The organism is Gracilibacillus salinarum (assembly GCF_022919575.1).
Classification (GTDB): Bacteria; Bacillota; Bacilli; order Bacillales; family Amphibacillaceae; genus Gracilibacillus; species Gracilibacillus salinarum.
This window is the reverse complement of sequence record NZ_CP095071.1, coordinates 1,015,195-1,040,675: the sequence shown is the minus strand read 5'-3', so window position 1 is coordinate 1,040,675 and position 25,481 is coordinate 1,015,195. Positions and strand designations below refer to the sequence as shown.

Below are 25,481 nucleotides of genomic sequence, written 5' to 3'. Positions count from 1 at the left end.
TAATAAAGGAGTGTGAAAAATGGGACCATTTATTTCAACGTTTATTTATTTCGCTGCAGCGATCATTATTGTCGTTATTGGACTTATTATTTTTGAATGGCTCACAACGAAATATAAAGATTGGGATCAAATCAAATCAGGTAATCAAGCTATTGCATTATCCATTGCAGGCAAAATAATTGGAATTTGTATCATTTTATCTTTTGCTATTTACCATAGTATTAATGTGGTCGAGACATTAATCTGGGGTGCTTATGGCGTCATTCTGCAATTGATTGCCTATTTAATTTTCGAAGGATTAACACGCCAATTTTCTGTGGAAGAACAGCTGAAAGCTAATAATGTTGCTGTGGGGATTGTATCCTTTGCAGTTTCAGTTGGTCTAGCATTTGTAATCGGTTCGTCGATTACATAATTGCTGTTTCCAATAAAACGACAGTGTTATCTCGATGATAGGGAAAATCAGAGAAGCCTGATCATTATTAATGGTCAGGCTTTTTATATCAAGTCTAATGAGGAAGCGTGGATGAACGATGGATGATATAAAAAAGAAACAGAGTCATTTTATATACTGGGCATCTGGGATTGTTTCAATATGTGGTATTATCTTCGAAGTGTTATTCGGCGCGCTGGGATCTTACATTTTGGGGGATGGGGTTAAACAGTATACATTGACGATTTCCCTGTTTTTAACCGGAATGGGGATTGGAGCTAGTCTCAGTGAACGTGTGACGAAGAAGTTAATCTTATCTTTTATTTACATAGAATTTCTAGTGGCGCTCATTGGTGGATTTTCCAGTTTTCTAATGTTTGCTGTGACAGCATTCTCCTCAGAAGGGACAGATGCTCTATTCCTATATGTTGTCACTTTAATCATAGGGGCACTTACTGGTGTAGAATTACCAATACTGATTCGCAAAGCTAACGAGATTGGTGTAACTTTGCAAAAAAGCACGGCAAGGGTGTTATTTTCGGATTATGCTGGAGGGCTGATCGGCGGTTTATTATTCGTCTTCTTGCTGCGACCGCAGTTCGGAATGGTTAAGTCAGCATTTATTGTAGGGCTGATTAACTTAGTTGTGGCGATGGTTGTGTTATATTTATTCCGCAAAGAAATAAAGCATCGATGGGTACATGGCGTTATCGGTGCTATTATTGGAGTGCTGTTGCTGGCCGGTGTGTTTGTCGGGGAATCAATTGCTTTAACTTTTGAACAGAAGCTATATAAAGATCCGATTGTTCACATGGAAGACAGTCAGTATCAAAAAATAGTTATTACCAAGCAAAATGAAGATATCCGATTATATTTAGATGGAGGACTGCAGTTAAGTTCGATTGATGAGCACCGTTATCATGAAGTGCTAGTCCATCCTGCGATGGCTGCATCTGATTCCCACGAGCATGTACTTATTTTAGGGGGCGGAGATGGTCTAGCAGCCAGGGAGCTGTTAAAGTATCAGGATATCAAGGATATTACGTTAGTAGATCTGGATCCGGCTGTTATTGAATTAGCAAATGAAAACCCTCATCTGCTAAAGTTAAACGAAGGGTCACTTAAAAATGATCGTGTTCACGTTCGGAATCAGGATGCATTTGAATATCTTGAACAGAGTGAAGATTGGTATGATGTCGTGATCGTTGATTTGCCTGATCCTAACAACGAAAGCTTAAATAAATTATATACGAAAGAATTTTATTCCTTAATTCGAAACCACCTGAAGCCTGGTGGAGCGATGATGGTACAATCAACAAGTCCAGTGTTTGCGAGAGAAGTATATTGGACCATTTCCAACACAATTGCTTCGACAGGATTAACAACAGAAAATCTCCATGTCGATGTGCCGAGCTTCGGTAATTGGGGATTTGTGTTAGCATCCAGAGAGGAGATAGATGTAGGAGGCCTCCAATTAAATGTACCTACTGATTTTTTAAGTAATCAAATGTTAGAGAGTTTAACGGTTTTTGGAAAAGATGAGGATGACAGTTTTGCAAAACAAGACGAACTAGAAGTTAATACATTAATTGATCCGGTATTAATTGAATTGTATGAAAATGCTTGGAAATATTACTGAGAATGTTTAAACTAGCATTGAAAAGGTAATATCTTAAAAAGAATGTCTAATAGAAGGAGTGTCGTTTGATGAAAGTATCTTTTCACGGACAATCTTGTGTAAAGGTAGAAACTACAAAACATACAATATTAATTGATCCCTTTATCTCTGGAAATGAAACAAGTGATCTAGATCCAAACGTGCAAGAACCTGATGTTATTTTGCTAACGCATGGCCATAATGATCATGTTGGGGATACCATTCAAATTGCCGAACGGACAAACTGTCTCGTGGTTGCTCCTAACGAATTAGCAGAATATTTAGGTGGCAGAGGATTAAATACCCATCCGATGCATATTGGTGGTGCGCACACGTTTGATTTTGGTAAGGTGAAGCTGACTCCTGCATTCCATGGTTCTATGTTTCAGGATGAAGAAGGTAATCTAATTTACGGTGGTATGCCAGCTGGTATTTTATTATTTGCCGATGGCCAAACTATCTACCACGCAGGGGATACCGGACTATTCTCTGATCTGAAATTAATTGGTGAGATGAATCAAATCGATCTGGCCTTTTTACCAATCGGTGATAATTTTACAATGGGACCAGATGATGCATTGATCGCTGCTGATTGGATTAAAGCCAAAAAAGTAGTACCAATGCATTACAACACATTCCCGCTCATCGAACAGGACGGAAAAGCATTTTGTGAACAAGTAAAAACAGGAGACGGCATCCACCTGCAACCAGGCGAAGCCATCGAACTCTAAAGTCAAAGCATAACGCTTTGACTTTTTTTCATAAGTCAAGAAAGTATAAATTTTAGGCTATATGATGTTCGCTGACAGAAACGGCCACGTCTGGCTCTAGCGCCCAGAGACTAGGCGACTTCGCGAAATCGCCCTACGATAAGTCATCATCGATTCGCAAGCTCACCGTGATTCCTTTATCTCAGTTGATTCGCTCCACTCGCTACGTCTCTAAACGGGCGCTTGCGCCTTTGTTCATCAAGAAAGAATAAAAGTGCAGTCACAGCAGTAACCATACTGAACATAAAACGGAGTTCCTATAATATGGATTATGTTAACAAAGGCTGTATTGCAGAATAGTCATTTTGATTTAGTTTAACTGCTCAGCAAAGCTCCGGAAATAGGCTCCGCGTCCTGTGGGGAACAGCTTAAGCTAGCTACTACTTGAAAAGCTGCTTTGCTGCCTTGTGCCGAGGAAGCTCACTTCGAAGCGATACTTGCAGACGCAGGCACAAATGAAATGGATCTTCAGCTCTCGCTGAGGCATGAGGACATGAGGAGTTTCCGCCTATTTCTACGCTTAAGGAAGTACAGAGGTCAATATGCTAGCTCTTACCAAAGTTGTAGAGTCCCCATCCTAGCGTAGGCCAACCACGCAGACTCCCGCGGGACAGGCAGGCGCTGAAGCTAACTTTGTGAAGTGCCCTTCTTCACAAAGTTAGCTTCAGCCGTGCCCCGCAGGACGCGAAGTGGTTGGCCGGAGCGATATTCCAGCACATGAATCATTTCAAAATAGACACTAAGCTGTTAGTTATCATAATCCATATTATAGGAATTAGATAATCATACGTTTTCGCGGTATACTATCATTTATTGTTTGTCCCAACGTGTTGCTATTCGAATATTTTATTAATACAGATGCTTCTAGAAAATTGCTACAGAAGTAGTTGTATATATTTGCAAGTATAAGTATTCATAATATTTGCAGAAAAAATTGAATATTATGGTTATAAACTGTATAATAAAAATAGATAGCAAATTACTAGTACAGATGAAAGAATGGTGAGCTGCGATTGGCTACAAAACATGAACAAATTCTATCTTTTATAGATTCATTAAAAGTAGGAAACAAAATATCTGTAAGACAAATTGCAAAAGAATTAAACGTTAGTGAAGGGACAGCTTATCGTGCCATTAAAGAAGCGGAAAATAAAGGGTTAGTCAGTACCATTGAACGAGTTGGTACGATCCGGATCGAACGAAAGCAGAAAGAGAATTTTGAAAATCTAACGTTTGCTGAAATTGTAAGCATTGTCGATGGTCAAGTGTTAGGTGGAAGAGACGGACTGTATAAAACGTTAAACAAATTCGTAATCGGTGCCATGAAGCTTGATGCGATGATGAGATATACGGAAAAAGATTCACTATTGATTGTCGGGAATCGAACGGAAGCCCATCAATTGGCGTTGAAAGAAGGAGCGGCAGTACTAATCACTGGTGGCTTTGACTCAGATGAGGAAACGAAACAGCTGGCGGATGAAAAACAGTTGCCGATTATTTCTACCAGCTATGATACTTTCACAGTAGCTGCAATGATAAATCGCGCTATTTACGATCAATTGATAAAAAAAGAAATTGTTCTAGTTGGCGATATTTATACTAGCCTGGAAGATACATATTATTTGTCGGTGAAAGATCAGGTAACGAAATGGTATGAGTGGGAAGAACGAACAACGCACAGTAGATATCCTGTTGTGGATGACCGAAATAAAGTAGTCGGAATAGTTACTTCTAAGGATGTTATCGGAAGAAAAGATGATGCGTTAATTGATAAAGTAATGACGAAGAACCCGTTAACAGTGATGAAGGAAACATCATTAGCATATGCGGCACACATGATGGTGTGGGAAGGTATTGAAATCATGCCAGTAGTGGATCAGCACCACCAGCTGGAAGGTTTAATTTCGCGACAGGATGTGTTGAAGGCATTACAGCACATTCAGAAACAGCCTCAAGTAGGAGAAACCATCGATGATATACTCTCTAATTATTTGGAGCCATCATCAGGCGACCCACACTTTTCTACATATCATGCTGAAGTAACACCTCAAATGACAAACCAGCTGGGAACCCTTTCCTACGGTGTTTTTGTTTCCTTTGTTATGGATGCAGCACGACGAATGATGAGGCATCAGAAAAAGCGAGATTTAGTGGTAGAAAATACAACTGTTTATTTTATCAAACCAATTCAGTTAGAAACAACCATTACCTTCCAGCCAAGGATCATAGATCTCGGAAGGAAGTCAGTCAAAATTGACGTTGAAGTATATCATGAAAAGAAGGTTGTAGGGAAAGCCTTGTTAATGGCACAATTAATTGAACGCTAAATAAAAAAGCAAATTGTCAGCTGACAATTTGCTTTATTAGCCTATTGGTTATGTAACCTGCACAATTAAGTTATTCGGAAGTTGCTCTCTTCTCAAACTCACCTTTGTAATGGATCCATCTTTTGACTCCTCCTGTGCCTTGTAGTACACCGAAGAAAAGAAAGACAATCGTGATAAAAAGCGCTAATCGTGTCTGATAAAAAAGATATTGATTAATACCGAAGAAGCTGATACAGACACCTAGTGCAATCCGTGCCTTCGCATTCTTGATTTCCTGTTGAAGCGGGTCACGATCACGCAAAATCATTATTTTATAATAAAAATACATAAAAAATGATACGATAATAATAATTGGAAATACAACCATTCTTTACAACCTCCATCTTCTTAAACAAACGGTAATGCTCTGTATTCGTATCTATTGTATCGCTTCAAATCGACAATTGCTAGTAAAATTACACAATAACTGATAATCTAATAATCGAAAGTCGAAACAATGATAGACAAAGAAAAAAGGAGAAAATAATATGACAGTAACCGCAGATATTCTATCAAAAATAACGCAATACGATAGCATCATTATTCACCGTCATGTCCGGCCAGACCCTGATGCTTACGGTTCACAGGCTGGCCTTGCTGAAATCATTAAGGCGAGTTTCCCTGAAAAAAAAGTACATATTGTAGGGGAGGAAGAGGATTCACTTACGTTTTTAGCGACGATGGATCACATTGAAGATCAAGTATACCAGGGAGCGCTTGTTATTGTGTGTGACACAGCTAATCAAGAGCGTATTTCTGACTCTCGTTACCAATTAGCAGATGCGATTGTGAAAATTGATCACCATCCTGTGGTGGATGCCTATGGTGATATTCAGTGGGTCGACGTAAATTCAAGTTCTGCCAGTGAATTGATTTACCGATTCTATCAAGAACAGAAAGATAAAGGATTGAAGATGACTGATAAAGCTGCGTTTCTTTTATATAGCGGTATTGTCGGAGATACGGGACGTTTTCTATTCCCTAGCACAACGAAACAGACATTTCAAATTGCTGCAGAGCTCGTCAGTTATGATTTCGATCGAACAGCGCTGTATGAGCAAATGTACAAAACGAATTTACGAATTGCGAAATTAAAAGGTTATATCTTGCAGCATATTGAGATTTCTGATGCTGGTGTAAGTTACGTCAAACTTACGAAAGAAACACTGCAATCATTCGACGTCACACCTTCTGAAACGAGTGCTGTTGTCAGTGTGTTAGGTGATATTGAAGGGATTAAAGTGTGGGCGATCTTTGTAGAAGAAGATGATGTAATTCGTGTTCGTTTGCGCTCTAAAGGTCCAGTCATTAATGAAATTGCTGCGAAATATGAAGGGGAGGGCACCCGTTAGCCTCCGGAGCAAAAATTCATCAGTGGGAAACCATGCAACTTGTGTTAGCAGACTTAGAAGAAGCATGTAAGTAAACAACAATAGCGGAAAGTACGCTCAAAAGCAGTAAGTGTATTTTCCGCTTGTATTAGCTAACTGGCTTTTTCTAATTCAATGGATAAGCGCAATGTCTCTCCAACAATAACTCGGCTTACTGTAGCCTGGAAGCGAAAATCATCGATGTTGATGATTTTATTTTCAATGGATGAAATAAGAAGATCAATCGAATTGGATAAATCATCCACACTTTTTCCGATAGCACTAGATGCCTCGTTTCTTAACACCTGATCAAGCTGCTGCACCATCGGTCTGTCGTTATCAATATTCACTTTCTCTAAATTTAAAAATTCAATTTCTAGTTCTTGAATCTGAATGCCGTTTTTCGTCTCCTGATCAAGCTGCTGGTGGTTTTTTAACAACGTGTCATAGCTGTGTTGCAGATCTTGAAGCTCACTCTGCATGGCCAATTTTTCCTCAATCCATTTCTGCTGTAATTCACCAAACATATAAATAAACACAAAATAACCAACAATGGTACCTATGCATATACCTGCCAAAAAGCGTTGCCATCCCGGCCGTTTGTAGTATGGAGGGATATGCATTATTCGATCTCCTCTTGAATCAGCCACTCTATTATTAGCAAGGCGGTATGTGCGCCCCCCATTGCAGTAATGATCAGTAAAATTTGTTTGAATAAATCTATTGTAGATCCGTCATATAACCCTCTTTCAAAGTTGTATATTGCATCAAATGTACCACCAATGGCAGCGACGATTGCCCAAATACGTAACCCTTTCGCAATACGTCCCATATGTGTGATTGGTGCATCCCCCGTAAGAAAAGCGCCGATACTTCCTATCATGGATCCACCTATCATGACTCCAAAGGCGATAAAAAAGCAGTGTATCGCCGTTTGCATAAATCGCTCTTCCATTCACACCCCTCCATCGTACAAGCGTATCTATACTACAATATATGTGAACTTGTCTACTATATGTTTATCAACTTACAAGTTTTACTTCGTCTGCTATAATAGAAGAACAAAACATTTGCTCGCACGTAGAAGGAGGTGAATCGATGCCGGAATTAACAGCTCTTCAAGTAAAGAGTGGATACTCGTTAATGAAGAGTACCATCCAAATTGATTCCCTGATTGAACAAGCTAAGCATCTTGGCTATACGTCACTTGCTATAACGGACCATCAAGTGATGCATGGTGCTATTCGTTTTTATACAGCATGTAAAGAAGCAGGAATTAAACCGATCATCGGTTTAACCTTTGCATTAATGGTCGAGAATGAACCGGTGCATGTCATTGGCCTAGCGAAGAATTATCAAGGCTATCAGCAATTATTACAAATAAGTACCGCTATTCAATATGGGGAGGATATAACCGTTGAGCGGATGAAAGATTCCCAGGAGGATCTGATGTTACTGATTCCTGCTGATCAATGGACTGCAGATGATATAGAGCCTCAAGTTGACGTATTAAGCAGATTGCTTTCGCCAGTAAGGTTCTATTTAGGGATTTCCAAAAGCATGTTGCCAAATCGTGATCAATTACAACAACTGTCCGTTGAGAAGATAGCTCTGCAGGATATCCGTTACCTTGTTGAACAAGACGCCGTCGCATATTCTTGCCTGAAAGCGATGGATCAAGGTGTGAAATGGCACAAAAATATGCTCGATGAATTGGAAGGTTCCTCCCTCCCAACATATGAGGAACAAGAATGGTTATTTCAAACATGGCCTGAACTGATAGGCAATGCCAATCGAGTAGCAGACCAATGCTGCGCGGAAATTCCGTTGGATCAGCGATTGCTTCCGAAATACCCTGTTCCGGATAATAAACATGCAGATCAATTTTTGGAGGAATTGTGTGAGAAAGAGTTGGAGGCTGCCTATCCGACAGTAACAGATGAAGTCAAGGCTCGTTTCCATTATGAACTGGATGTTATTCAATCAATGGGATTCAGTGATTATTTCTTGATTGTATGGGATTTTGTCGAGTATGCGAAACAACAGGACATAATGGTGGGACCAGGAAGGGGATCTGCAGCTGGCTCGCTGGTTGCCTTCTTATTGGGAATAACGAATGTAGATCCGATTAAATATGAGCTGCTGTTTGAACGTTTCTTAAACCCGGAACGTGTCACGATGCCGGATATTGATATTGATTTCTCGGACGAGAGAAGAGATGAAGTGATTCGCTATGTAGTGGAGAAATATGGTGCAGACTATGTTGCACAAATAGTTACGTTCGGTACTTTTGCTGCACGGTCGCTCCTAAGAGAGCTCTTCAAAGCACTTGTGATTGAAGAGAGCGACCAGGCTTACATATTAAAATCACTGCCGAAAGATAGCGGCCAATCGATTGCTGCAATGCTGAAAGCAGCCCCTGAGCTTACGGAATATATTAAGCAGTCAGATTCTTTAAAAAATCTGTTTAAAATAGCTAATCGGTTAGAAGGTTTGCCAAGGCACGTATCAACGCATGCTGCAGGGGTCATCATCAGTCAGGATAAACTGGTAGACTACGCAGCAGCAATGCCAGCACAAAATGAAGTGCCACTTACGCAGTATGCCATGAACGACTTAGCAAAAATAGGCTTATTAAAAATGGATTTCCTAGGCTTGCGAAACTTATCCCTGATTGAAAAAATTGTAAAGCAAATTGAAAGGCAGTATAAGCAAAGAATCTCATTAGATAACATTCCGTTTGATGACGCGGCTACTTTTTCCTTATTGCAAAACGGTCATACGAATGGTGTTTTTCAATTAGAATCACAAGGGATGCAACAAGTACTACGGGAGTTGAAGCCAACCGAATTTGAAGATGTGGTGGCGGTTAACGCTCTGTATCGGCCGGGACCAATGGAGTTTATTCCTGCTTATGTTTCCCGAAAACATGAAAAGGAAAAAGTTCGCTATCCGCATCCGGATTTAAAACCAATTCTAGCCAAGACATATGGAGTGCTTGTCTATCAGGAGCAAATAATGCAAATTGTTCATGTAATGGCAGGTTTTTCATATGGGGAGGCAGACATTTTACGTAGAGCGGTCAGTAAGAAAGATAAAGAGGCATTGATTAACAATCAATCCAAGTTCATAAATGGTTGTCTGCAGAAAGGTTATGACAAACAGATTGCCGAGCAAATCTTTGATTGGATTGTACGGTTCTCTAATTACGGTTTTAACCGAAGTCACGCAGTAGCTTATAGTGTGATTGCCTATCAATTAGCCTATTTAAAAGCTAATTATCCGATTGCCTTTTTTATCGAAATGTTAAGCTCGCAAATGGGCAATCAAGACAAGATTCAAGTCTATTTGCGAGAGGCAAAGGCTCGCGAGATACGAGTACTGCCACCTTCGATAAATGATAGCATTGGCAAATTTAAGGCAGAGAAACAAGGAATTAGAATTGGATTGAATTTGATTAAAGGAGTCGGTTATCAGGCATTCCAAGAGATATTTGAGGTCAGAAAAAACCAGCGTTTCAAAAGTTTATTTGATTTTTGTCTTCGAGTACCGCTTCAAAAAGTGAACCGTTCCATTATTGAATCACTTATTCTCGCGGGAGCTTTTGATGAGTTGCATAATAATCGGGCGACGATGTTAGCGAGTCTGGATGAAGCGATGGAACAAGGGGAACTCTTTAAAGAATTCGATGATCAGATGCATTTATTCGAAGGAGATCTTGCGCTTGATTTCTCTTACACCGAAACAGATCCATTTCCTGTTATGCACCAATTAATGATGGAAAAAGAAGTGATTGGCTTCTTTGTTTCGACACATCCATTAGCTGAAGTGCGAGATAAAATACGTCAGATCGGTTATATTACCATTCAGCAGGCGATTCAAGCTAAACAAAAAAAAACAAAGATGGCAGCAGTGGTACAATCGCTCAAGGTAATTCGTACTAAAAAAGGGGAGGCGATGGCCTTTGTCATGCTCGCGGATGAATCAGCAGAGTTAGATGCGGTTCTGTTTCCCGCTGTTTTTCGTCAAGTCAACCATTGGCTTGAAGAAGACAGCTTTGTATTTGTCGAAGGGCGTTTAGAAGAGCGTAACCAGAAGAAACAATTGCTTGTGGATGTCATACAACCTTACCAACTTGATGAGAAACAATTTACTAGTGATAAAATATATATTAAGGTAGAACGAGAACAAAAAGAGGCGATGACAAAGCTCGGTGAGTTCGCAACCAAGTATCCAGGTGCTTCCACTGTCTATCTCTATCAAGGAGATGCTAACAAACTGTTTAAGATGTCTGCGGATTATAACATGGATAATAATTGGAATGTGATCAAAGAGTTGAAGCAATACTTCGGAGATGGCAATGTCGTCATCAGGCATTCTTCATAGAAGGGTGCCTCTTTACATCATATTTGGTTCTGATATAATGTAATAGTTAATTGGTCTGACCAGTAAAGACGGCTACAGGGGGAAAGGAATGTCAGAACGAACAAAGGTGTACCAGCAAGTTTTAACTGAAATTCAACGTCTTATTAAGGAAGATGGTTATCTGCCAGGAGATAAATTACCTTCTGAACGACAGCTCTCTGTTCAGCTAAATGCAGCAAGGTCGTCCGTTCGCGAAGCATTACGTGCTATCGAATTGTTAGGCATCATTGATACGAGGCAAGGAGAAGGAACCTATCTCCGGAATTATCAGACCTATCAGGCGGTTGGATTGTTAGCTTCTTTCGTACTGCAGGATTCAAAGACCCAATCGGAATTGGCGGAAGCGAAGCAAGTTTTAGAAGATCATGTTATTTCATCGATGACGGCAACAGATCAGCAGATTGAACAATTAACTGAAATTATTAATGATCAGGCGTTAACAGATGAAGAGAAGCATCATCGTTTTTTTTCTGTCTTTTTTGAGGCATATGGTAATCAGCTTTTGTTAAAGATATGGAGATTGATGGAAGATTTTTCATTGGACAACAAATCAGGTGTTCAGTTGGGTCCATATTATAAAAGTATTATGAAACATATACAGGATAACAGGTAGAATAACAAAATTATGAAATGAATATATTGATAGTGGAATGGAGAAGGAGGAATCTTCATTGTTGAAAGATTTATTTGGAAAAAAGAAAAAATACACTCCTATTCCAGGAGAAAATGCAAAAAAGGATATACCACAAGGTTTAATGCAAAAATGTGATAGCTGTAAAAAAATCTTTTATCAAAAAGATTTACACAAAAACCTAAATGTTTGTCCGGAATGTGGACATCATCATCTTATATCGGCTTATGACCGTATTAATAGTCTGTTTGATGAAGGGACGTTTAAAGAGTGGGATCAGGATCTTTTGTCTGATAATCCGCTTCAATTCCCTGAGTATGAGGAGAAAATTGCCAAGGACCGTGAGAAGACGGGCTTAAATGAGGCTGTTGTTACGGGTGAAGGGAAAATCCATGACAGCCGGACAGCTATAGCAGTGATGGATGCACGTTTCCGAATGGGAAGCATGGGGTCAGTAGTTGGCGAAAAAATTGCTCGAGCGATTGAAGGTGCTCGTAAAGAACGCATGCCTATTATTATTTTCACCGCATCAGGCGGTGCTCGCATGCAGGAAGGTATTCTAAGCTTAATGCAAATGGCGAAGACATCGATCGCTATTGAACGATTGCATCGAGAACAAGGCTTGTTTATTTCTGTAATGACCAATCCTACAACCGGAGGAGTATCTGCTAGCTTCGCATCTATTGGTGACTATAATTTTGCAGAACCAGGAGCTCTGATTGGTTTTGCCGGTAGACGTATCATTGAACAGACAATTCGGGAGAAATTACCGAAAGACTTTCAAACGGCAGAATTTCAATTAAAGCATGGTCAGATCGATAAGGTAATACCTCGACAAGAGATGCGAGATACATTAGGAACGATCCTGGAGATCCATACTATAGGAGGCGGAGCAGATGAAGCAAGTGCTAGAGTTTGAGAAACCTGTAGTGGAATTGCGAGAGAAAATTGAAGAACTAAAAGCTATGACTAAAGACAGTGATATTGACCTGTCAGATGAGATTGCCAAAATGGAAAAACGATTGGCACGATTAGAAAATGATATTTATGGAAAGTTAAAGCCGTGGGATCGTGTTCAGATCGCCCGCCATTCTGAACGTCCAACGTCATTAGATTATATTGAGCAATTATTTACTAATTTTATCGAATTTCATGGCGACCGTTTTTATGGGGATGACGAAGCATTGATTGCCGGTATTGCCAAATTCAAAGACAAACCGGTTACTGTAATTGGACATCAGCGTGGTAAAACCACCAAAGAAAATTTAAAGCACAATTTTGGTATGCCTCACCCGGAAGGCTATCGTAAAGCGTTACGCCATATGAAGCAAGCGGAGAAATTTAATCGGCCAATCATTACGTTTATCGATACCAAAGGCGCCTATCCAGGTAAAGCAGCAGAAGAGCGTGGTCAGAGTGAAGCAATCGCTCGAAACCTGATGGAAATGGCCGGACTGACTGTTCCTGTTATCTCTGTTGTTATCGGAGAAGGGGGAAGCGGTGGTGCATTAGGCATAGGTGTTGCTGATCGCATTCATATGCTTGAGAATTCGACGTATTCGGTAATCTCACCCGAAGGAGCTGCTGCATTGTTATGGAAAGATTCCGGACAAGCTGAACGAGCTGCGAAAACAATGAAGATTACTGCGAAAGATTTGAAAGAATTAGGAGTAGTAGATGATGTTATTAAAGAACCATTAGGTGGTGCACACCGTGATGTTGTAACACAAGCATTATCCATCAGCAAAGTCATTGATGACTCTCTTCAGGAATTAGAAGCAGAAAATGAAACAACTTTACTAGATAAGCGCTGGGAAAAATATAATAAAATCGGAAAAGTCCGATCTTTACTAGAAGTATAACAGCAATCCCCTCATTCGTCAGAAGAGGGGGTTGTTATTTTCTGTAAGTAAGAAGGGTGTGGCTAATATAATCTCATTCTTGTTACTGAATGGCCTTTGAGGCAGCCATCATTTCACTTTTCTGTAAAAACCATTCCATAATCTGGTGTATTCATTTTGAATTTGTTCAAATTCAAAGGAAATACTTTAATTGCGTGTCGAAATACGCTAAAATTATATTGTTTAGGGATGTGAATTTGAACGAATTCATGTATAATCTTATGTGGATATTCCTAGCGTTTTAAAAAAGAGATTATTGGGGAAAAATGTAGTAGGACAATTTATTTTGTTAAAGAGGTGATTTATTTGAAAAAAATCGGTGTATTAACAAGTGGTGGCGATGCACCCGGTATGAATGCCGCTGTACGTGCAGTTGTGCGTAAAGCAATATATCATGAATTAGAAGTATATGGCGTTTATAATGGATATGAAGGCCTGATGCAAGGCAATATTAAAAAAATGGAATTAGGCTCTGTAGGGGATATTATCCAACGTGGTGGTACGATTTTATATTCTGCCCGCTCAGAAGAATTTAAGACAGATGCCGGTCAACAAAAAGCAATTGAGCAAATGCGAAAAATTGGTATTGAAGGACTCATTGTCATTGGTGGAGATGGGTCATTTCGTGGTGCCGAAAAATTAACGCAAAAAGGATTTCCATGTATCGGTGTACCGGGAACAATTGATAATGATATTCCGGGAACAGATTACACTATTGGATTTGATACAGCACTAAATACAATCGTAAATGCAGTCGATAAGATTCGTGATACTGCTACGTCACATGAACGTACATACGTAATTGAAGTAATGGGAAGAGATGCAGGTGATTTAGCGCTTTGGGCAGGACTTGCCAATGGTGCGGAGACTGTAATCATTCCGGAACAGGAAGAAAGCTTCGAAAGTGTTGTCAGTAAATTACAACGTGGACAGGAACGTGGCAAAAAACACAGTATTATCATTCTGGCTGAAGGTGTCGGAAGCGGTGTGGAATACGGTAAACAAATCGAAAAAGAAACAAATATGGATACACGTGTCACCGTATTAGGGCATATTCAGCGTGGCGGTTCACCATCCGGTTATGATCGAGTGCTGGCAAGCCGTTTAGGCTCTAAGGCAGTTGACTTATTAATGGAAGGTACCGGCGGCCGCATGGTAGGTATTCAGAACAATGTGGTGGTTGATCATGATATTGCGGACGTATTAAGCAAGAAACACGCAATTAATATGAACATGTATACTCTAGCAAATCAGTTATCTATATAAACAACTATCTAACTAATTTTTGAAACAGGGAACAGTACACATAGGGAGGAAGCAAAATGAGAAGAACAAAAATCGTTTGTACGATCGGTCCGGCATCAGAAGCACCAGAAAAATTGGAAGAACTAATTAAAGCAGGTATGAATGTAGCTAGGCTGAACTTCTCGCATGGGGATTTTGATGAGCATGGGGCAAGAATCAAAAATATTCGACAAGCGGCAAAAAAATTAGGCAAAACAGTTGCAATTCTATTGGATACGAAAGGGCCGGAAATTCGTACAGGTGTATTGAAAACAGGTCAGGCAGACATTGTGAAGGGGAACACTGTTTACGTATCAATGGACGAAATTGAAGGGGACGAGGAACGTATTTCTGTCACATACCCTCAATTAATTAATGATGTTCATGTTGGTTCAAAAATATTATTGGATGATGGGCTAATAGCGTTAGAAGTAACAGAGGTTTTAAAAGAATCAAACGAACTGAAAACCGTTGCCTTAAACTCTGGTTTGTTGAAGAACAAAAAAGGTGTAAACGTACCGAATGTAAGTGTGAATCTACCAGGAATTACGGATAAGGATGCAGCAGACATTAAATTTGGTATTGAGCAAGGTGTTGATTTTATTGCAGCATCGTTTGTTCGTCGTGCATCAGACGTATTGGAAATCAGAGGATTGTTAGAAGAGCATAATGCGACACAGATCCAGATTGTTCCTAAAATTGAGAACCAGGAAGGTGTCGATAATTTAGACGCAATTCTGCAAGTAAGCGACGGATTAATGGTTGCTCGTGGTGACTTAGGTGTTGAAATCCCACCAGAAGATGTACCTCTTGTACAAAAAGAAATGATTTTTAAATGTAATAATGCTGGAAAACCAGTTATTACAGCAACGCAAATGTTGGATTCCATGCAACGCAATCCAAGACCGACACGTGCGGAAGCATCAGACGTTGCCAATGCAATTCTTGATGGTACAGATGCTATTATGTTATCCGGTGAAACGGCAGCAGGTGATTATCCAGTGGAAGCTGTTCAGACAATGAGCAATATTGCGAAGAAAGCTGAAACTGCGATCGATCATAAAGCAATGCTAGATTTACGCACGAAGTCATCAGATATGACAATTACCGATGCGATCAGCCAATCGGTCAATCACTCTGCAATGAACCTAAGTGTTGATGCCATCTTGACACCAACTGTAAGTGGTTTTACTGCACGAATGATTTCTAAATATCGTCCAGAAGCACCAATCATTGCTGTTACATTTGATGAGCAAATCAGTCGACGATTGGCACTTGTTTGGGGTGTGGAATCCATTGTGGGTACACTGCTTCATACAACAGATGACGTGCTTGAAGAAGCCATTGAACAAGGTTTAAAGACTAATCACTTTAACCGTGGTGATCGTGTCATTATTACAGCTGGTGTACCGGTTGGAGAAAGTGGTACAACTAATTTAATGAAGGTCCATATTATTGGTGATGTATTGGCGAAAGGTCAGGGCGTTGGTAAAGGCAGTGTTTACGGACGTGCTGTAACTTGTAAAGATGCTGATGAGGCAAGCTTGAAAGTACAACAAGACGATATAATTGTCACGTATGGTACAGATAAAGATATGATGCCTTCTATTGAAAAAGCTGGAGGAATTATCACGCAAGAAGGTGGTCTTACTTCCCACGCAGCAGTAGTAGGGTTAAGTCTTGGCATTCCTGTTATCGTCGGTGTTGAAAATGCATTAGATGTTATTAATGATGGTCAGGATATTACAATTGATGCACACAAAGGTGACATTTATGCTGGACATGCTAGTGTCCTGTAAGTAGGGAAAGAGAAGAAGCTTGTCTTCTTCTCTTTTTTTCACATATAAGGTAGGATAATAATGCTCACTGAACAATTATGCAATAAAGGATGATGCAGATGTTTCGATGGTTACTCCTATTTATATTAGTTGTACCCGCTTTAGAAATTGGGATTTTTGTTTGGGCTGGTGGTTATATCGGTCCTTGGTGGTTAATCCTTTTCATTATTTTTACAGGTGTGTTAGGGGCATGGTTGGCGAAACAGCAAGGGATGGAAACGATTCGAAAAGCTCAAGAATCAATGCGAATGGGCTACCCGCCGCAGGAAACCATTTTTGACGGTATCTGTATTTTAATCGGTGGTGTTGTCCTGCTTACACCTGGTTTTATTACAGATGCGATTGGCTTCTTATTATTAGTTCCGGTGACGAGAAAGCCGTTTAAACGAATGTTGCAGCAACTTGTCCGCAAGTGGATCGAAAGCGGGAAATTTACGGTTTATCGACGCTAAGATGATTGTATTTTATATAATTCCAGATCAGAGAGAATAATTTAGCTTCACTGCAAGCTTTCCCGATAAACAGAATAGCTGGTCCAATCCAGATACCTTTAACACCAAAAAGCTGAAACCCTAAATAAATGGCCAGTATAGTGAGGATAGGGTGTACGCCTAATGCATTAGCCACCAGCTTGGGTTCTGCAAGCTGTCTCTGTAATAAGACGATGAGATAGAGGCTGAACAGACAGATGGCAAGCACTGTTTGTCCAGTCATGAATAAATACAGACTCCAAGGGACAAATATAAGTCCTGTACCAATTACAGGCAGCAAATCAACGATAGCCAGGATAAAGGCTATCGTTAATGCGTGTTGAACACGGAAAATCAATAAGCCCAGGAGGATGATAACAAATGTCATAGCAATCAGGATTAACTGTGCTTTTACATATTTCATAACTTTTTCTTTTACATGCTGAGAGATCGTAATGGATAAATCAACAAGACTTTGTGGAATCGTATCAGCAAGAAAATGACTAAATCGCATCCAGTCTTTACAGATGAAAAATGTACAAAGAAACGAGAAGATCAAGATCGTTAATGATCCGGGCAGACTTGCTAATTGGTTACCTGTCCAATTTAACAGCATTTCGAGAAATGCTGTCAGTTGATCAGCAGTATTCTGACTTATTTCATTCACTTTATCCTCAATAATAGTATGCTGTTGATTGGGAAGGCTATGGATAAACTGATGCAGTCTCTCAACATGTGGCTGTATCCAAAGGTTAAACTGATAAACAAACGCATCGATCAAAAACTGAATATTTTGTGGAATCCATTTTGCTAAATACATAACCCCCTGCAATAATTCCATTCCAATAAAAACAAAGACAAACAACAGTAAACAAATAGCAAATATAATGGCCAATAGACAACTGATTACATGTGGGATGTTCAATCTGTTCCGCAAGGCTTTAACGAGCGGATACAGGATCAAGGCAAACAGACATCCTAAAAAAAACGGAAATACATAATTTATAATTAAATAAACGGAAAATACTATAAAAAAGAGTGAAATGAGCAAATATAACAATCTAACAGCTATATCCTTGGTTATCATGAACAAAGCTCCTTTAAGCAAAGGTTATTTTTTTAAATTCCATCAACTTTGTGATAAAATATACTCTGGTTAAAAGCAGTGGAGGCACATCATATGTTCAATAGTTCAACAATTTTTTTATTGGTATTATTTCTGCTTGGTTATGTTGCGAAGAATCAGGCAATTATGGTAGCCGTGTACATCTTGTTCGGGATGAAATTATTAAAGCTTGACGATAAATTTTTCCCATACATACAAGACAAGGGAATCGGATGGGGAGTTATCGTCATTACCGTAGCGGTTTTAATTCCAGTTGCGACAGGTGAAATAGGTTTTAAAGATTTATTACAAAGTGTAAAATCCTATCACGCCTGGGTTGCCTTAATTGCAGGTATGTTTGTTGCAGTAGTGGCAAAAAACGGTCTGACACTCCTGGCCAACGATCCTGAAGTGACGACTGCTTTGGTGTTAGGGACGATCATTGCTGTTGTCGCATTTCAAGGAGTCGCGGTAGGTCCTCTAATCGGTGCCGGCATTGCCTACATGATTATAAAAATGCTTGAATCATTACCTTTTATAAAGTGAGACTGCAATCAGTATGGGTTTTGATCCCTGCTGATTGCCAGCAAAACTTATCAGGATGCGTTTATCACCCACTTAGCTCCTTGTTTATCTCTCGAATATGGGAGTGGGGGGTACTACGGACGGTTAGCGCCGTGACTAAGTAATAAAGGTAATACAAGCTATGCAAAAAAAACAGAATATATGATAAATTTTAATCGTTTTCATTTACTATCTTTTTTTGTTTGTTTATAATAGGCATGGGGATGTTCAAAAGCAACATTTTTTTATCGCGCTTTGGACGATAGGAAAAGGAATAAGGATTAGAAAAGGAGAGGGATGTTATGTCAACAACGAAAGGACTTGAAGGGGTAGTTGCAACAGAGTCAAAGGTTAGTTCTATCATTGATGACCAGCTGACTTATGCTGGCTATACGATTGATGATTTGGCAGAGAATGCCAGCTTCGAAGAGGTTGTCTTTTTATTATGGAATAAACGCCTGCCAAATAAACAAGAATTAGCAGAGCTGGAAAAAGCTCTATTCGAAAACATGACATTACCAGATGGTTTAGTAGAACATTTTAAGTCATACGATATACATAATGTTCACCCGATGGCAGCACTTCGGACAGCAGTCTCATTATTAGGATTGTATGATCCGGAAGCGGATGAGATGACAGATGAAGCAAATAAGCGTAAAGCGGTTCGATTGCAGGCAAAAGTAGCAGCAGTTGTGACAGCATTTTCACGAATTCGTGATGGAAAAGAATTAATCCAGCCGAAACAAGGACTAAGCTATGCAGCGAATTTCCTTTTCATGTTGAATGGTGAAGAGCCAAGTGATTTAGAGGTGGAAGCGATCAACAAGGCATTAGTATTGCATGCTGATCATGAATTAAATGCCTCTACATTTACATCGCGTGTATGTGTGGCTACTTTGTCAGATATGTATTCAGGTATTACTGCAGCGATCAGCGCTTTGAAAGGACCGTTGCATGGTGGTGCGAATGAACGCGTTATGTCGATGTTGCTTGAAATTGGTGAGGTAGAAAATGCGATTCCTTATGTGAAAGAGAAGATGGCAAACAAAGAAAAAATCATGGGGATGGGACACCGAGTATACAAAACGGGTGATCCACGTGCCAAACACTTAAAGAAAATGTCTAAAGAGCTGACAAAGAAACATGGCATGGAAAAATGGTACGAAATGTCTGAAAAAATTGAAGAATTCATCAAATCAGAAAAAGGGTTGCCAGCAAATGTTGATTTCTATTCTGCTTCCGTGTACCATAGTTTAGGGATCAAACATGATCTGTACACACCTATCTTTGCGATGAGTCGATTCTCTGGATGGATTGCTCATATTCTAGAACAATATGAAAACAACCGCCTGATTCGTCCTCGTGCAGAGTATGTAGGTCCAACCAAGCAAGTGTATGCAGATATAAACGAACGTTAACCATTTTCATTATGAAAATGATATAAATATTATGGAAACTAGGAGGAGTTACAATTATGGGTGAAAAAATTACAGTAGAAAACGGTGTCGTACAAACACCTAACAAACCAATTATCCCTTTCATTGAAGGTGATGGAACAGGTGCTGATATCTGGGCAGCTGCCAGCCGTGTACTAGAAGCTGCAGTTGAGAAAGCATATAACGGCGAAAAAGGTATCGAATGGAAAGAGGTACTTGCTGGGGAAAAAGCCTATAATCAAACTGGTGAATGGCTTCCGGAAGAAACATTAGATGTTATTCGAGAATATAAAATTGCGATTAAAGGACCTCTTACTACTCCAATCGGTGGCGGTATCCGTTCTTTAAACGTAGCATTACGTCAAAAACTTGATCTTTTCACATGTTTACGTCCTGTACGCTGGTTTGAAGGTGTGCCTTCTCCTGTTAAACGTCCAGAAGATACTGATATGGTTATCTTCCGTGAGAACACTGAAGATATCTATGCAGGTATCGAATGGCAAGAAGGATCAGATGAAGTGAAGAAAGTAATTGACTTCCTTCAAAATGAAATGGGAGTAAAAAATATCCGTTTCCCAGAAACATCTGGTCTAGGTGTAAAACCAGTTTCTAAAGAAGGAACAGAACGTTTAGTTCGCGCTGCAATTGAATATGCGATTAATGAAGGTCGCAAAAGTGTTACATTAGTACACAAAGGTAACATTATGAAATTTACTGAAGGTTCTTTCAAGAACTGGGGTTATGAATTAGCAGAAAGAGAATATGGCGATAAAGTATTCACTTGGGCTGAATATGACCAAATCGTGGAAGAAAAAGGTCGCGATGCTGCAGATAAAGCACAAGCAGATGCAGAAGCTGCTGGCCGCATTATTGTAAAAGATGCGATTGCAGACATTTTCTTACAACAAATTCTTACACGTCCGAAAGAATTTGATGTAGTAGCTACGATGAACCTAAATGGTGACTATGTATCAGATGCACTAGCTGCACAAGTTGGAGGTATCGGTATTGCACCAGGTGCGAACATTAACTATGAATCAGGTCATGCGATCTTTGAAGCAACTCACGGTACAGCTCCAAAATACGCTGGTCTTGATAAAGTAAACCCATCTTCTGTCATCCTTTCAGGTGTACTTATGCTTGAACACCTTGGCTGGAGAGAAGCAGGAGAATTAATCCTAAAATCAATGGATCGAACAATTGGTTCTAAAGTTGTAACTTACGACTTTGCTCGTTTAATGGATGGCGCAACAGAAGTAAAAGCTTCCGAGTTCGCTAACGAACTAATCAAAAATATGGACTAAAAATTATGCCGTGCGCATAAATGATGGTCAAAAAAGCACCAGGATTGATTCCTGGTGCTTTTTTTGTCAGAAAGTAAGTGCAGTCACAACAGTAACCACATGCTGAGTTCCTATACTATGGATTATGTAAACTAGCAGCTTAGTGGTCATTTTGAAAAATTATGTGTGGTATGATACCGCTCCGTCCAACCACTCCGCGTCCTGCGGGGCACGGCTGGAGCTAACTTTGTGAAGAATAACGCTTCACAAAGTGGATCTCCAGCACCTGCACAATCCCGCGGGAGTCTCCGTGGTTGGCCTACGCTAGAATAGGGACTGTACAACTTTTGTAAGAGGTAGCATATTGATCAATGTAAACATAAAAGGAATGGAATGAATTACATAATGCTTAGAACCACTGCTTTTAACTGTTCCATACGTTGTAACACTTCCCTCAAGCGTAGGAAATAGGCGGAGACTCCCGTGGAATCAGCGCGAGCTGAAGATCCACTTCATTTGTACCTGTGTCTGCAAGTATCGCTTCGAAGTGGGCTTCCTCGGCACAAGGCAGCAGAGATGCTGTTCAAGTTGTAGCCTAGCTGAAGCCGTGCCCACAGGACGCGGAGCCTATTTCCGGAGCTTTGCTAAGCAGATAAATTATATCAAAATGACTATTTTGCCAAAAAGACTTTGTTTACATAATCCATATTATAGGAAGTTATATATAGGTTTACTAGGTTTTATCACGGCGCTATCCGTCCTTAATACCGCTACTTCAAGATTCTAGAGATAATTTAAGAAGCTAAGTGAGGGATAAACGGACGATAACTTCTTAATACGTTTCGCTAGCAATCAGTGGGGTCAAATCCCCGCTGATTGAAGTCTCACTTGATCAGCACAATGTTAAAATACTTTAAATTATTGTAAACAAATTTTTACATAAGAATTGCTGTTTTGTGGCGAAAAGCTATTCACAATAGATACTCGTCCATGTATGATAAAATAGTATAGATAAAAAAAGATGGGGTGCTTGGATGGAAGAGAAAGTATTAATCGTTGATGATGAACAATCTATTGTAACCTTATTACAATATAATATTGAAAAATCAGGATTTAAAACAGATATCGCTTATGATGGAGCAGAAGGATTGGAAAAAGCGGTAAGCGGTGAATTTGATTTAATTATTTTAGATTTAATGCTACCAGGCATGGAAGGCACTGAAGTTTGTAAAGCGTTGAGACAGAAGCAAATCGAAACGCCTATTTTGATGTTAACTGCAAAAGATGACGAGTTTGATAAAGTACTGGGCTTAGAATTAGGTGCAGATGACTATTTGACAAAACCCTTCAGTCCTAAAGAAGTGGTAGCCAGAATTAAAGCAATTTTGCGCCGGACAAAAAAACGAGAAAGTGGAGAAGATCAGCCATTTATTAAAATCTCAGATTTGCTCATTTATCCTCAACAGTATGAAGCAACCATAAAAGGAGATTCTTTAGCTTTTACACGTAAAGAATTTGAATTGCTTCACTATCTTGCAAAACATAAAGGGAAAGTGTTATCACGTGATCAATTACTGAGTGCTGTCTGGAATTATGATTTTGTTGGTGATACGAGAATTGTAGATGTTCATGTCAGCCATTTAAGGGAGAAGATCGAACCAGATACGAAACATCCGGTATACATTAAAACTATTCGAGGGCTTGGTTACAAGATGGAGGAGCCCTATTAATGAACACGAAAAATAAAGTGAATTTGTTTTACCGGTACATATTAATGATCGCATCTGTTTTCATTCTAATCGGTATTATTATTATTCCTCTTACCTCGGATGAGGAGCAGTTGTTTGTATTATTTTCTTTAATAATAGGGTTTATCATATTACTGGTATTGATTTATCATATGTTTGAAAATTATGTTCGGCCAATTCGTGCTTCGATAAATGTAACAAATGAGCTTGTAAAAGGAAATTATAATGCACGTACATATGTAAAGCCATCCGGTGAAGCACAGCAGCTTAGCAGTGCAATTAATGTATTGGCAAGAAATTTACAAGAGATGTCGATTCAGGAGAAAATGCAAGGTAGTCAATGGAAAACAGTAATGAACAACATGGAAAGTGGTCTAATGCTGATTGATGAAAGAGGTTATGTTCACTTAATCAATCGTAAATTTATCCACCTTTTTGGTAAGAAATCAGTGGACTTCTTAGGATATTTATATTATGACGTGCTCGATGATCAAATCATTCACAAAGTCGTCCAGGAAACGTTTCTGTATGAAGAAAAAATGACTGGTAATATAACATTAATGATCGACGGAAAAAAACATTATGTTGAAGTGACAGGTGCTCCAGTTATAAATGATGTAAAAGATTTAAAAGGTGCGGTCCTCGTATTTCACGATATCTCTGATTTGAAACGGGTAGAAGAAATGCGAAAAGATTTTGTTGCGAATGTATCGCATGAACTGAAAACACCGATAACGTCTATAAGGGGTTTTGCTGAAACACTTCTAGAGGACGATATGGCGGATGAAGAAATAAGGAAACAATTTCTAAACATCATATTAAAAGAGAGCACGCGTCTCCAATCTTTAATACATGATTTACTTGAACTTTCCAAAATTGAGAAAGAAGAAATGAAACTGTCTTTGAAGCTTATAGAAGTTGACAGCTGGATGCAAAGCAGTCTTACGCTGATTGAACAACAGGCTCAAAAAAAATCATTACTGTTCACCAAAGAAGTGGAACGGGGAATTACTTTTTATGGTGATCCAGATCGATTGCAGCAAGTTATACTGAACTTAATGTATAATGCGATTAATTATACTGGTGAAGGCGGCAGGGTGATATTGCGGGTTGCAGAAACGCAAAGTGATGTAGTGATAGAAGTAGAAGATACGGGAGTAGGAATACCTGAGGACGCGAGGTCACGTATTTTTGAAAGATTTTATCGGGTCGATCGTGCGCGCAGTCGAAACACAGGTGGCACGGGTCTAGGCTTAGCAATCGTCAAACATATCGTGGAAGTACACCAAGGCACGATCGCTGTTACCAGTGAAGTAGGAAAAGGCTCCTGTTTCACAGTTAAATTACCAAAAAAGTTGTGAAGAACCAAAACGGTCTTCACAATTTTTTTAATCATTCAAGAAAGTATAAAAGTGCAGTCACGACAGTAATCATATGGAACAAGTAGTCGAGGTCCCATAATATGGATTATGTAAACTAAGCATTACTAGTCAAGCATCCATATTGAGATTTTTTATGTGATAGAATACCGCTCCGTCCAACCACTCCGCGTCCTGCGGGGCACGGCTGAAGCTAGGCTACTACAAGAATCACTTCTCTGCTGCCTTGCACCGAGGAAGCCTACTTCGAAGCGTTACTAGTAGACGCAGGTGCAGACGTTGTGGATCTTCAGCGCCTGCCTGTCCCGCGGGAGTCTCCGTGGTTGGCCTACGCTAGAATTGGGCTTCTACAATTTTTGGTAGAGCTAGCATATTGATCGTATGCATAAATAATAGTTATTGAAAAATGCCTAGAACCACTGCTTTTTGCTGTTCCATGCGTTGTAGCACTTCCCTTAAGCGTAGGAAATATGCGGAGACTCCGGTGGAATCAGCGCGAGCTGAAGATCCACTTCATTTGTACCTGTGTCTGCAAGTATCGCTTCGAAGTGGGCTTCCTCGGCACAAGGCAGCAGAGATGCTGTTCAAGTTGTAGCCTAGATGAAGCCGTGCCCACAGGACGCGGAGCCTATTTCTGGAGCTTTGCTAAGCAGATAAAATATATCAAAATGGCCAATCTGATATACAGCCACAGCCGACGTCCGGCTCCAGCGCCCAGAGACTAGGCGACTTCGCGAAATCGCCCTACGATAAGTCACCATCGATTCGCAAGCTCACCGTGATTCCTTTATCTCAGTTGATTCGCTCCACTCGCTACGTCT

At 39.8% G+C, this 25,481-nt stretch carries 20 protein-coding genes and 1 pseudogene; 17 read left to right on the top strand and 4 right to left on the bottom strand.

The window, feature by feature from the left end; all coding sequences use genetic code 11:
- Nucleotides 1–19: 19 nt before the first annotated feature.
- The 4 genes from MUN87_RS05175 (at nt 20) to MUN87_RS05160 (ending at nt 5,187) form a co-directional block, all read left to right on the top strand.
- Nucleotides 20–415 carry a DUF350 domain-containing protein gene (locus MUN87_RS05175; RefSeq protein ID WP_244746603.1) on the top strand — a complete coding sequence of 132 codons (396 nt, stop codon included), beginning with the start codon at nt 20–22 and terminating at the stop codon, nt 413–415.
- A gap of 118 nt (nt 416–533) precedes the next feature.
- A complete protein-coding gene (locus MUN87_RS05170) occupies nt 534–2,072 on the top strand; it encodes a polyamine aminopropyltransferase (protein ID WP_244746602.1) in 1,539 nt (512 codons plus the stop codon).
- Nucleotides 2,073–2,140: 68 nt separating this feature from the next.
- A complete protein-coding gene (locus tag MUN87_RS05165) occupies nt 2,141–2,821 on the top strand; it encodes a metal-dependent hydrolase (RefSeq protein WP_244746601.1) in 681 nt (226 codons plus the stop codon).
- Nucleotides 2,822–3,873: 1,052 nt separating this feature from the next.
- Nucleotides 3,874–5,187 (top strand): DRTGG domain-containing protein, encoded by a 1,314-nt coding sequence (locus MUN87_RS05160; RefSeq protein ID WP_244746600.1) that lies wholly within the window; start codon nt 3,874–3,876, stop codon nt 5,185–5,187.
- 70 nt (nt 5,188–5,257) lie between these two features.
- Here MUN87_RS05160 and MUN87_RS05155 read toward each other — a convergent pair whose 3' ends face one another.
- The gene (locus MUN87_RS05155; protein ID WP_244746599.1) at nt 5,258–5,554 is read right to left on the bottom strand and encodes a YtpI family protein; all 297 of its coding nucleotides are present in this window, start codon (nt 5,552–5,554) and stop codon (nt 5,258–5,260) included.
- A 160-nt stretch (nt 5,555–5,714) separates the two neighbouring features.
- Here MUN87_RS05155 and MUN87_RS05150 point away from each other — a divergent pair.
- Nucleotides 5,715–6,652, top strand: a pseudogene (locus MUN87_RS05150) (DHH family phosphoesterase).
- Between the two features lie 57 nt (nt 6,653–6,709).
- On the opposite strand, the gene ytrI reads toward MUN87_RS05150, so the two are convergent.
- Entirely contained in the window at nt 6,710–7,219 is a 510-nt protein-coding gene (gene ytrI, locus MUN87_RS05145; RefSeq protein WP_244746598.1) for a sporulation membrane protein YtrI, read from the bottom strand.
- Nucleotides 7,219–7,551, bottom strand: a complete 333-nt coding sequence (ytrH, locus tag MUN87_RS05140; RefSeq protein ID WP_244746597.1) for a sporulation membrane protein YtrH — start codon at nt 7,549–7,551, stop codon at nt 7,219–7,221. The genes ytrI and ytrH overlap by 1 nt, the downstream gene beginning before the upstream one ends.
- Before the next feature lie 143 nt (nt 7,552–7,694).
- Here ytrH and dnaE point away from each other — a divergent pair, with 143 nt between their 5' ends.
- The 7 genes from dnaE to MUN87_RS05105 all read left to right on the top strand — a co-directional run bounded on the left by dnaE (nt 7,695) and on the right by MUN87_RS05105 (nt 17,127).
- Complete coding sequence (dnaE, locus tag MUN87_RS05135; protein WP_244746596.1) at nt 7,695–10,982, top strand: DNA polymerase III subunit alpha; 3,288 nt, start codon at nt 7,695–7,697, stop codon at nt 10,980–10,982.
- Nucleotides 10,983–11,070: 88 nt separating this feature from the next.
- The gene (locus tag MUN87_RS05130; RefSeq protein ID WP_244746595.1) at nt 11,071–11,634 is read left to right on the top strand and encodes a FadR/GntR family transcriptional regulator; all 564 of its coding nucleotides are present in this window, start codon (nt 11,071–11,073) and stop codon (nt 11,632–11,634) included.
- Between the two features lie 58 nt (nt 11,635–11,692).
- A complete protein-coding gene (gene accD / locus MUN87_RS05125; protein ID WP_244746594.1) occupies nt 11,693–12,571 on the top strand; it encodes an acetyl-CoA carboxylase, carboxyltransferase subunit beta in 879 nt (292 codons plus the stop codon).
- The gene (gene accA / locus MUN87_RS05120; RefSeq protein ID WP_244746593.1) at nt 12,549–13,514 is read left to right on the top strand and encodes an acetyl-CoA carboxylase carboxyl transferase subunit alpha; all 966 of its coding nucleotides are present in this window, start codon (nt 12,549–12,551) and stop codon (nt 13,512–13,514) included. The genes accD and accA overlap by 23 nt, the downstream gene beginning before the upstream one ends.
- Nucleotides 13,515–13,859: 345 nt before the next feature.
- A complete protein-coding gene (gene pfkA / locus MUN87_RS05115) occupies nt 13,860–14,819 on the top strand; it encodes a 6-phosphofructokinase (protein ID WP_244746592.1) in 960 nt (319 codons plus the stop codon).
- A 56-nt stretch (nt 14,820–14,875) separates the two neighbouring features.
- On the top strand, nt 14,876–16,636 hold the full coding sequence (gene pyk / locus MUN87_RS05110; RefSeq protein WP_244746591.1) for a pyruvate kinase: 1,761 nt from the start codon (nt 14,876–14,878) through the stop codon (nt 16,634–16,636).
- A gap of 98 nt (nt 16,637–16,734) precedes the next feature.
- Nucleotides 16,735–17,127 (top strand): FxsA family protein, encoded by a 393-nt coding sequence (locus MUN87_RS05105; RefSeq protein ID WP_244746590.1) that lies wholly within the window; start codon nt 16,735–16,737, stop codon nt 17,125–17,127.
- On the opposite strand, the gene ytvI is transcribed toward MUN87_RS05105, so the two are convergent.
- Nucleotides 17,108–18,232, bottom strand: coding sequence for a sporulation integral membrane protein YtvI (ytvI, locus tag MUN87_RS05100; RefSeq protein WP_244746589.1), 1,125 nt, complete (start codon nt 18,230–18,232; stop codon nt 17,108–17,110). The two genes, MUN87_RS05105 and ytvI, sit on opposite strands and share 20 nt — an antisense overlap.
- Before the next feature lie 93 nt (nt 18,233–18,325).
- Between ytvI and MUN87_RS05095 the strand changes: the two genes are divergently transcribed.
- The 5 genes from MUN87_RS05095 to pnpS all read left to right on the top strand — a co-directional run bounded on the left by MUN87_RS05095 (nt 18,326) and on the right by pnpS (nt 24,642).
- Nucleotides 18,326–18,796, top strand: coding sequence for a DUF441 domain-containing protein (locus MUN87_RS05095; RefSeq protein WP_244746588.1), 471 nt, complete (start codon nt 18,326–18,328; stop codon nt 18,794–18,796).
- 320 nt (nt 18,797–19,116) lie between these two features.
- Nucleotides 19,117–20,232 (top strand): citrate synthase, encoded by a 1,116-nt coding sequence (citZ, locus tag MUN87_RS05090; protein ID WP_244746587.1) that lies wholly within the window; start codon nt 19,117–19,119, stop codon nt 20,230–20,232.
- Between the two features lie 56 nt (nt 20,233–20,288).
- Nucleotides 20,289–21,554, top strand: a complete 1,266-nt coding sequence (gene icd, locus MUN87_RS05085; RefSeq protein ID WP_244746586.1) for an NADP-dependent isocitrate dehydrogenase — start codon at nt 20,289–20,291, stop codon at nt 21,552–21,554.
- A gap of 1,013 nt (nt 21,555–22,567) precedes the next feature.
- A complete protein-coding gene (locus tag MUN87_RS05080) occupies nt 22,568–23,263 on the top strand; it encodes a response regulator transcription factor (RefSeq protein WP_244746585.1) in 696 nt (231 codons plus the stop codon).
- Complete coding sequence (pnpS, locus tag MUN87_RS05075) at nt 23,263–24,642, top strand: two-component system histidine kinase PnpS (protein ID WP_244746584.1); 1,380 nt, start codon at nt 23,263–23,265, stop codon at nt 24,640–24,642. Before MUN87_RS05080 ends, pnpS begins: the two co-directional genes overlap by 1 nt.
- The last annotated feature ends 839 nt before the right edge of the window (nt 24,643–25,481 follow it).

Coding starts and splice junctions, on each gene's coding strand:
- MUN87_RS05175 (WP_244746603.1), top strand. CDS start 20: ATGGGACCATTTATTTCAACGTTTATTTATTTCGCTGCAGCGATCATT.
- MUN87_RS05170 (WP_244746602.1), top strand. CDS start 534: ATGGATGATATAAAAAAGAAACAGAGTCATTTTATATACTGGGCATCT.
- MUN87_RS05165 (WP_244746601.1), top strand. CDS start 2,141: ATGAAAGTATCTTTTCACGGACAATCTTGTGTAAAGGTAGAAACTACA.
- MUN87_RS05155 (WP_244746599.1), bottom strand. CDS start 5,554: ATGGTTGTATTTCCAATTATTATTATCGTATCATTTTTTATGTATTTT.
- ytrI (WP_244746598.1), bottom strand. CDS start 7,219: ATGCATATCCCTCCATACTACAAACGGCCGGGATGGCAACGCTTTTTG.
- ytrH (WP_244746597.1), bottom strand. CDS start 7,551: ATGGAAGAGCGATTTATGCAAACGGCGATACACTGCTTTTTTATCGCC.
- dnaE (WP_244746596.1), top strand. CDS start 7,695: ATGCCGGAATTAACAGCTCTTCAAGTAAAGAGTGGATACTCGTTAATG.
- MUN87_RS05130 (WP_244746595.1), top strand. CDS start 11,071: ATGTCAGAACGAACAAAGGTGTACCAGCAAGTTTTAACTGAAATTCAA.
- accA (WP_244746593.1), top strand. CDS start 12,549: ATGAAGCAAGTGCTAGAGTTTGAGAAACCTGTAGTGGAATTGCGAGAG.
- pyk (WP_244746591.1), top strand. CDS start 14,876: ATGAGAAGAACAAAAATCGTTTGTACGATCGGTCCGGCATCAGAAGCA.
- MUN87_RS05105 (WP_244746590.1), top strand. CDS start 16,735: ATGTTTCGATGGTTACTCCTATTTATATTAGTTGTACCCGCTTTAGAA.
- ytvI (WP_244746589.1), bottom strand. CDS start 18,232: ATGATAACCAAGGATATAGCTGTTAGATTGTTATATTTGCTCATTTCA.
- MUN87_RS05095 (WP_244746588.1), top strand. CDS start 18,326: ATGTTCAATAGTTCAACAATTTTTTTATTGGTATTATTTCTGCTTGGT.
- citZ (WP_244746587.1), top strand. CDS start 19,117: ATGTCAACAACGAAAGGACTTGAAGGGGTAGTTGCAACAGAGTCAAAG.
- icd (WP_244746586.1), top strand. CDS start 20,289: ATGGGTGAAAAAATTACAGTAGAAAACGGTGTCGTACAAACACCTAAC.
- MUN87_RS05080 (WP_244746585.1), top strand. CDS start 22,568: ATGGAAGAGAAAGTATTAATCGTTGATGATGAACAATCTATTGTAACC.
- pnpS (WP_244746584.1), top strand. CDS start 23,263: ATGAACACGAAAAATAAAGTGAATTTGTTTTACCGGTACATATTAATG.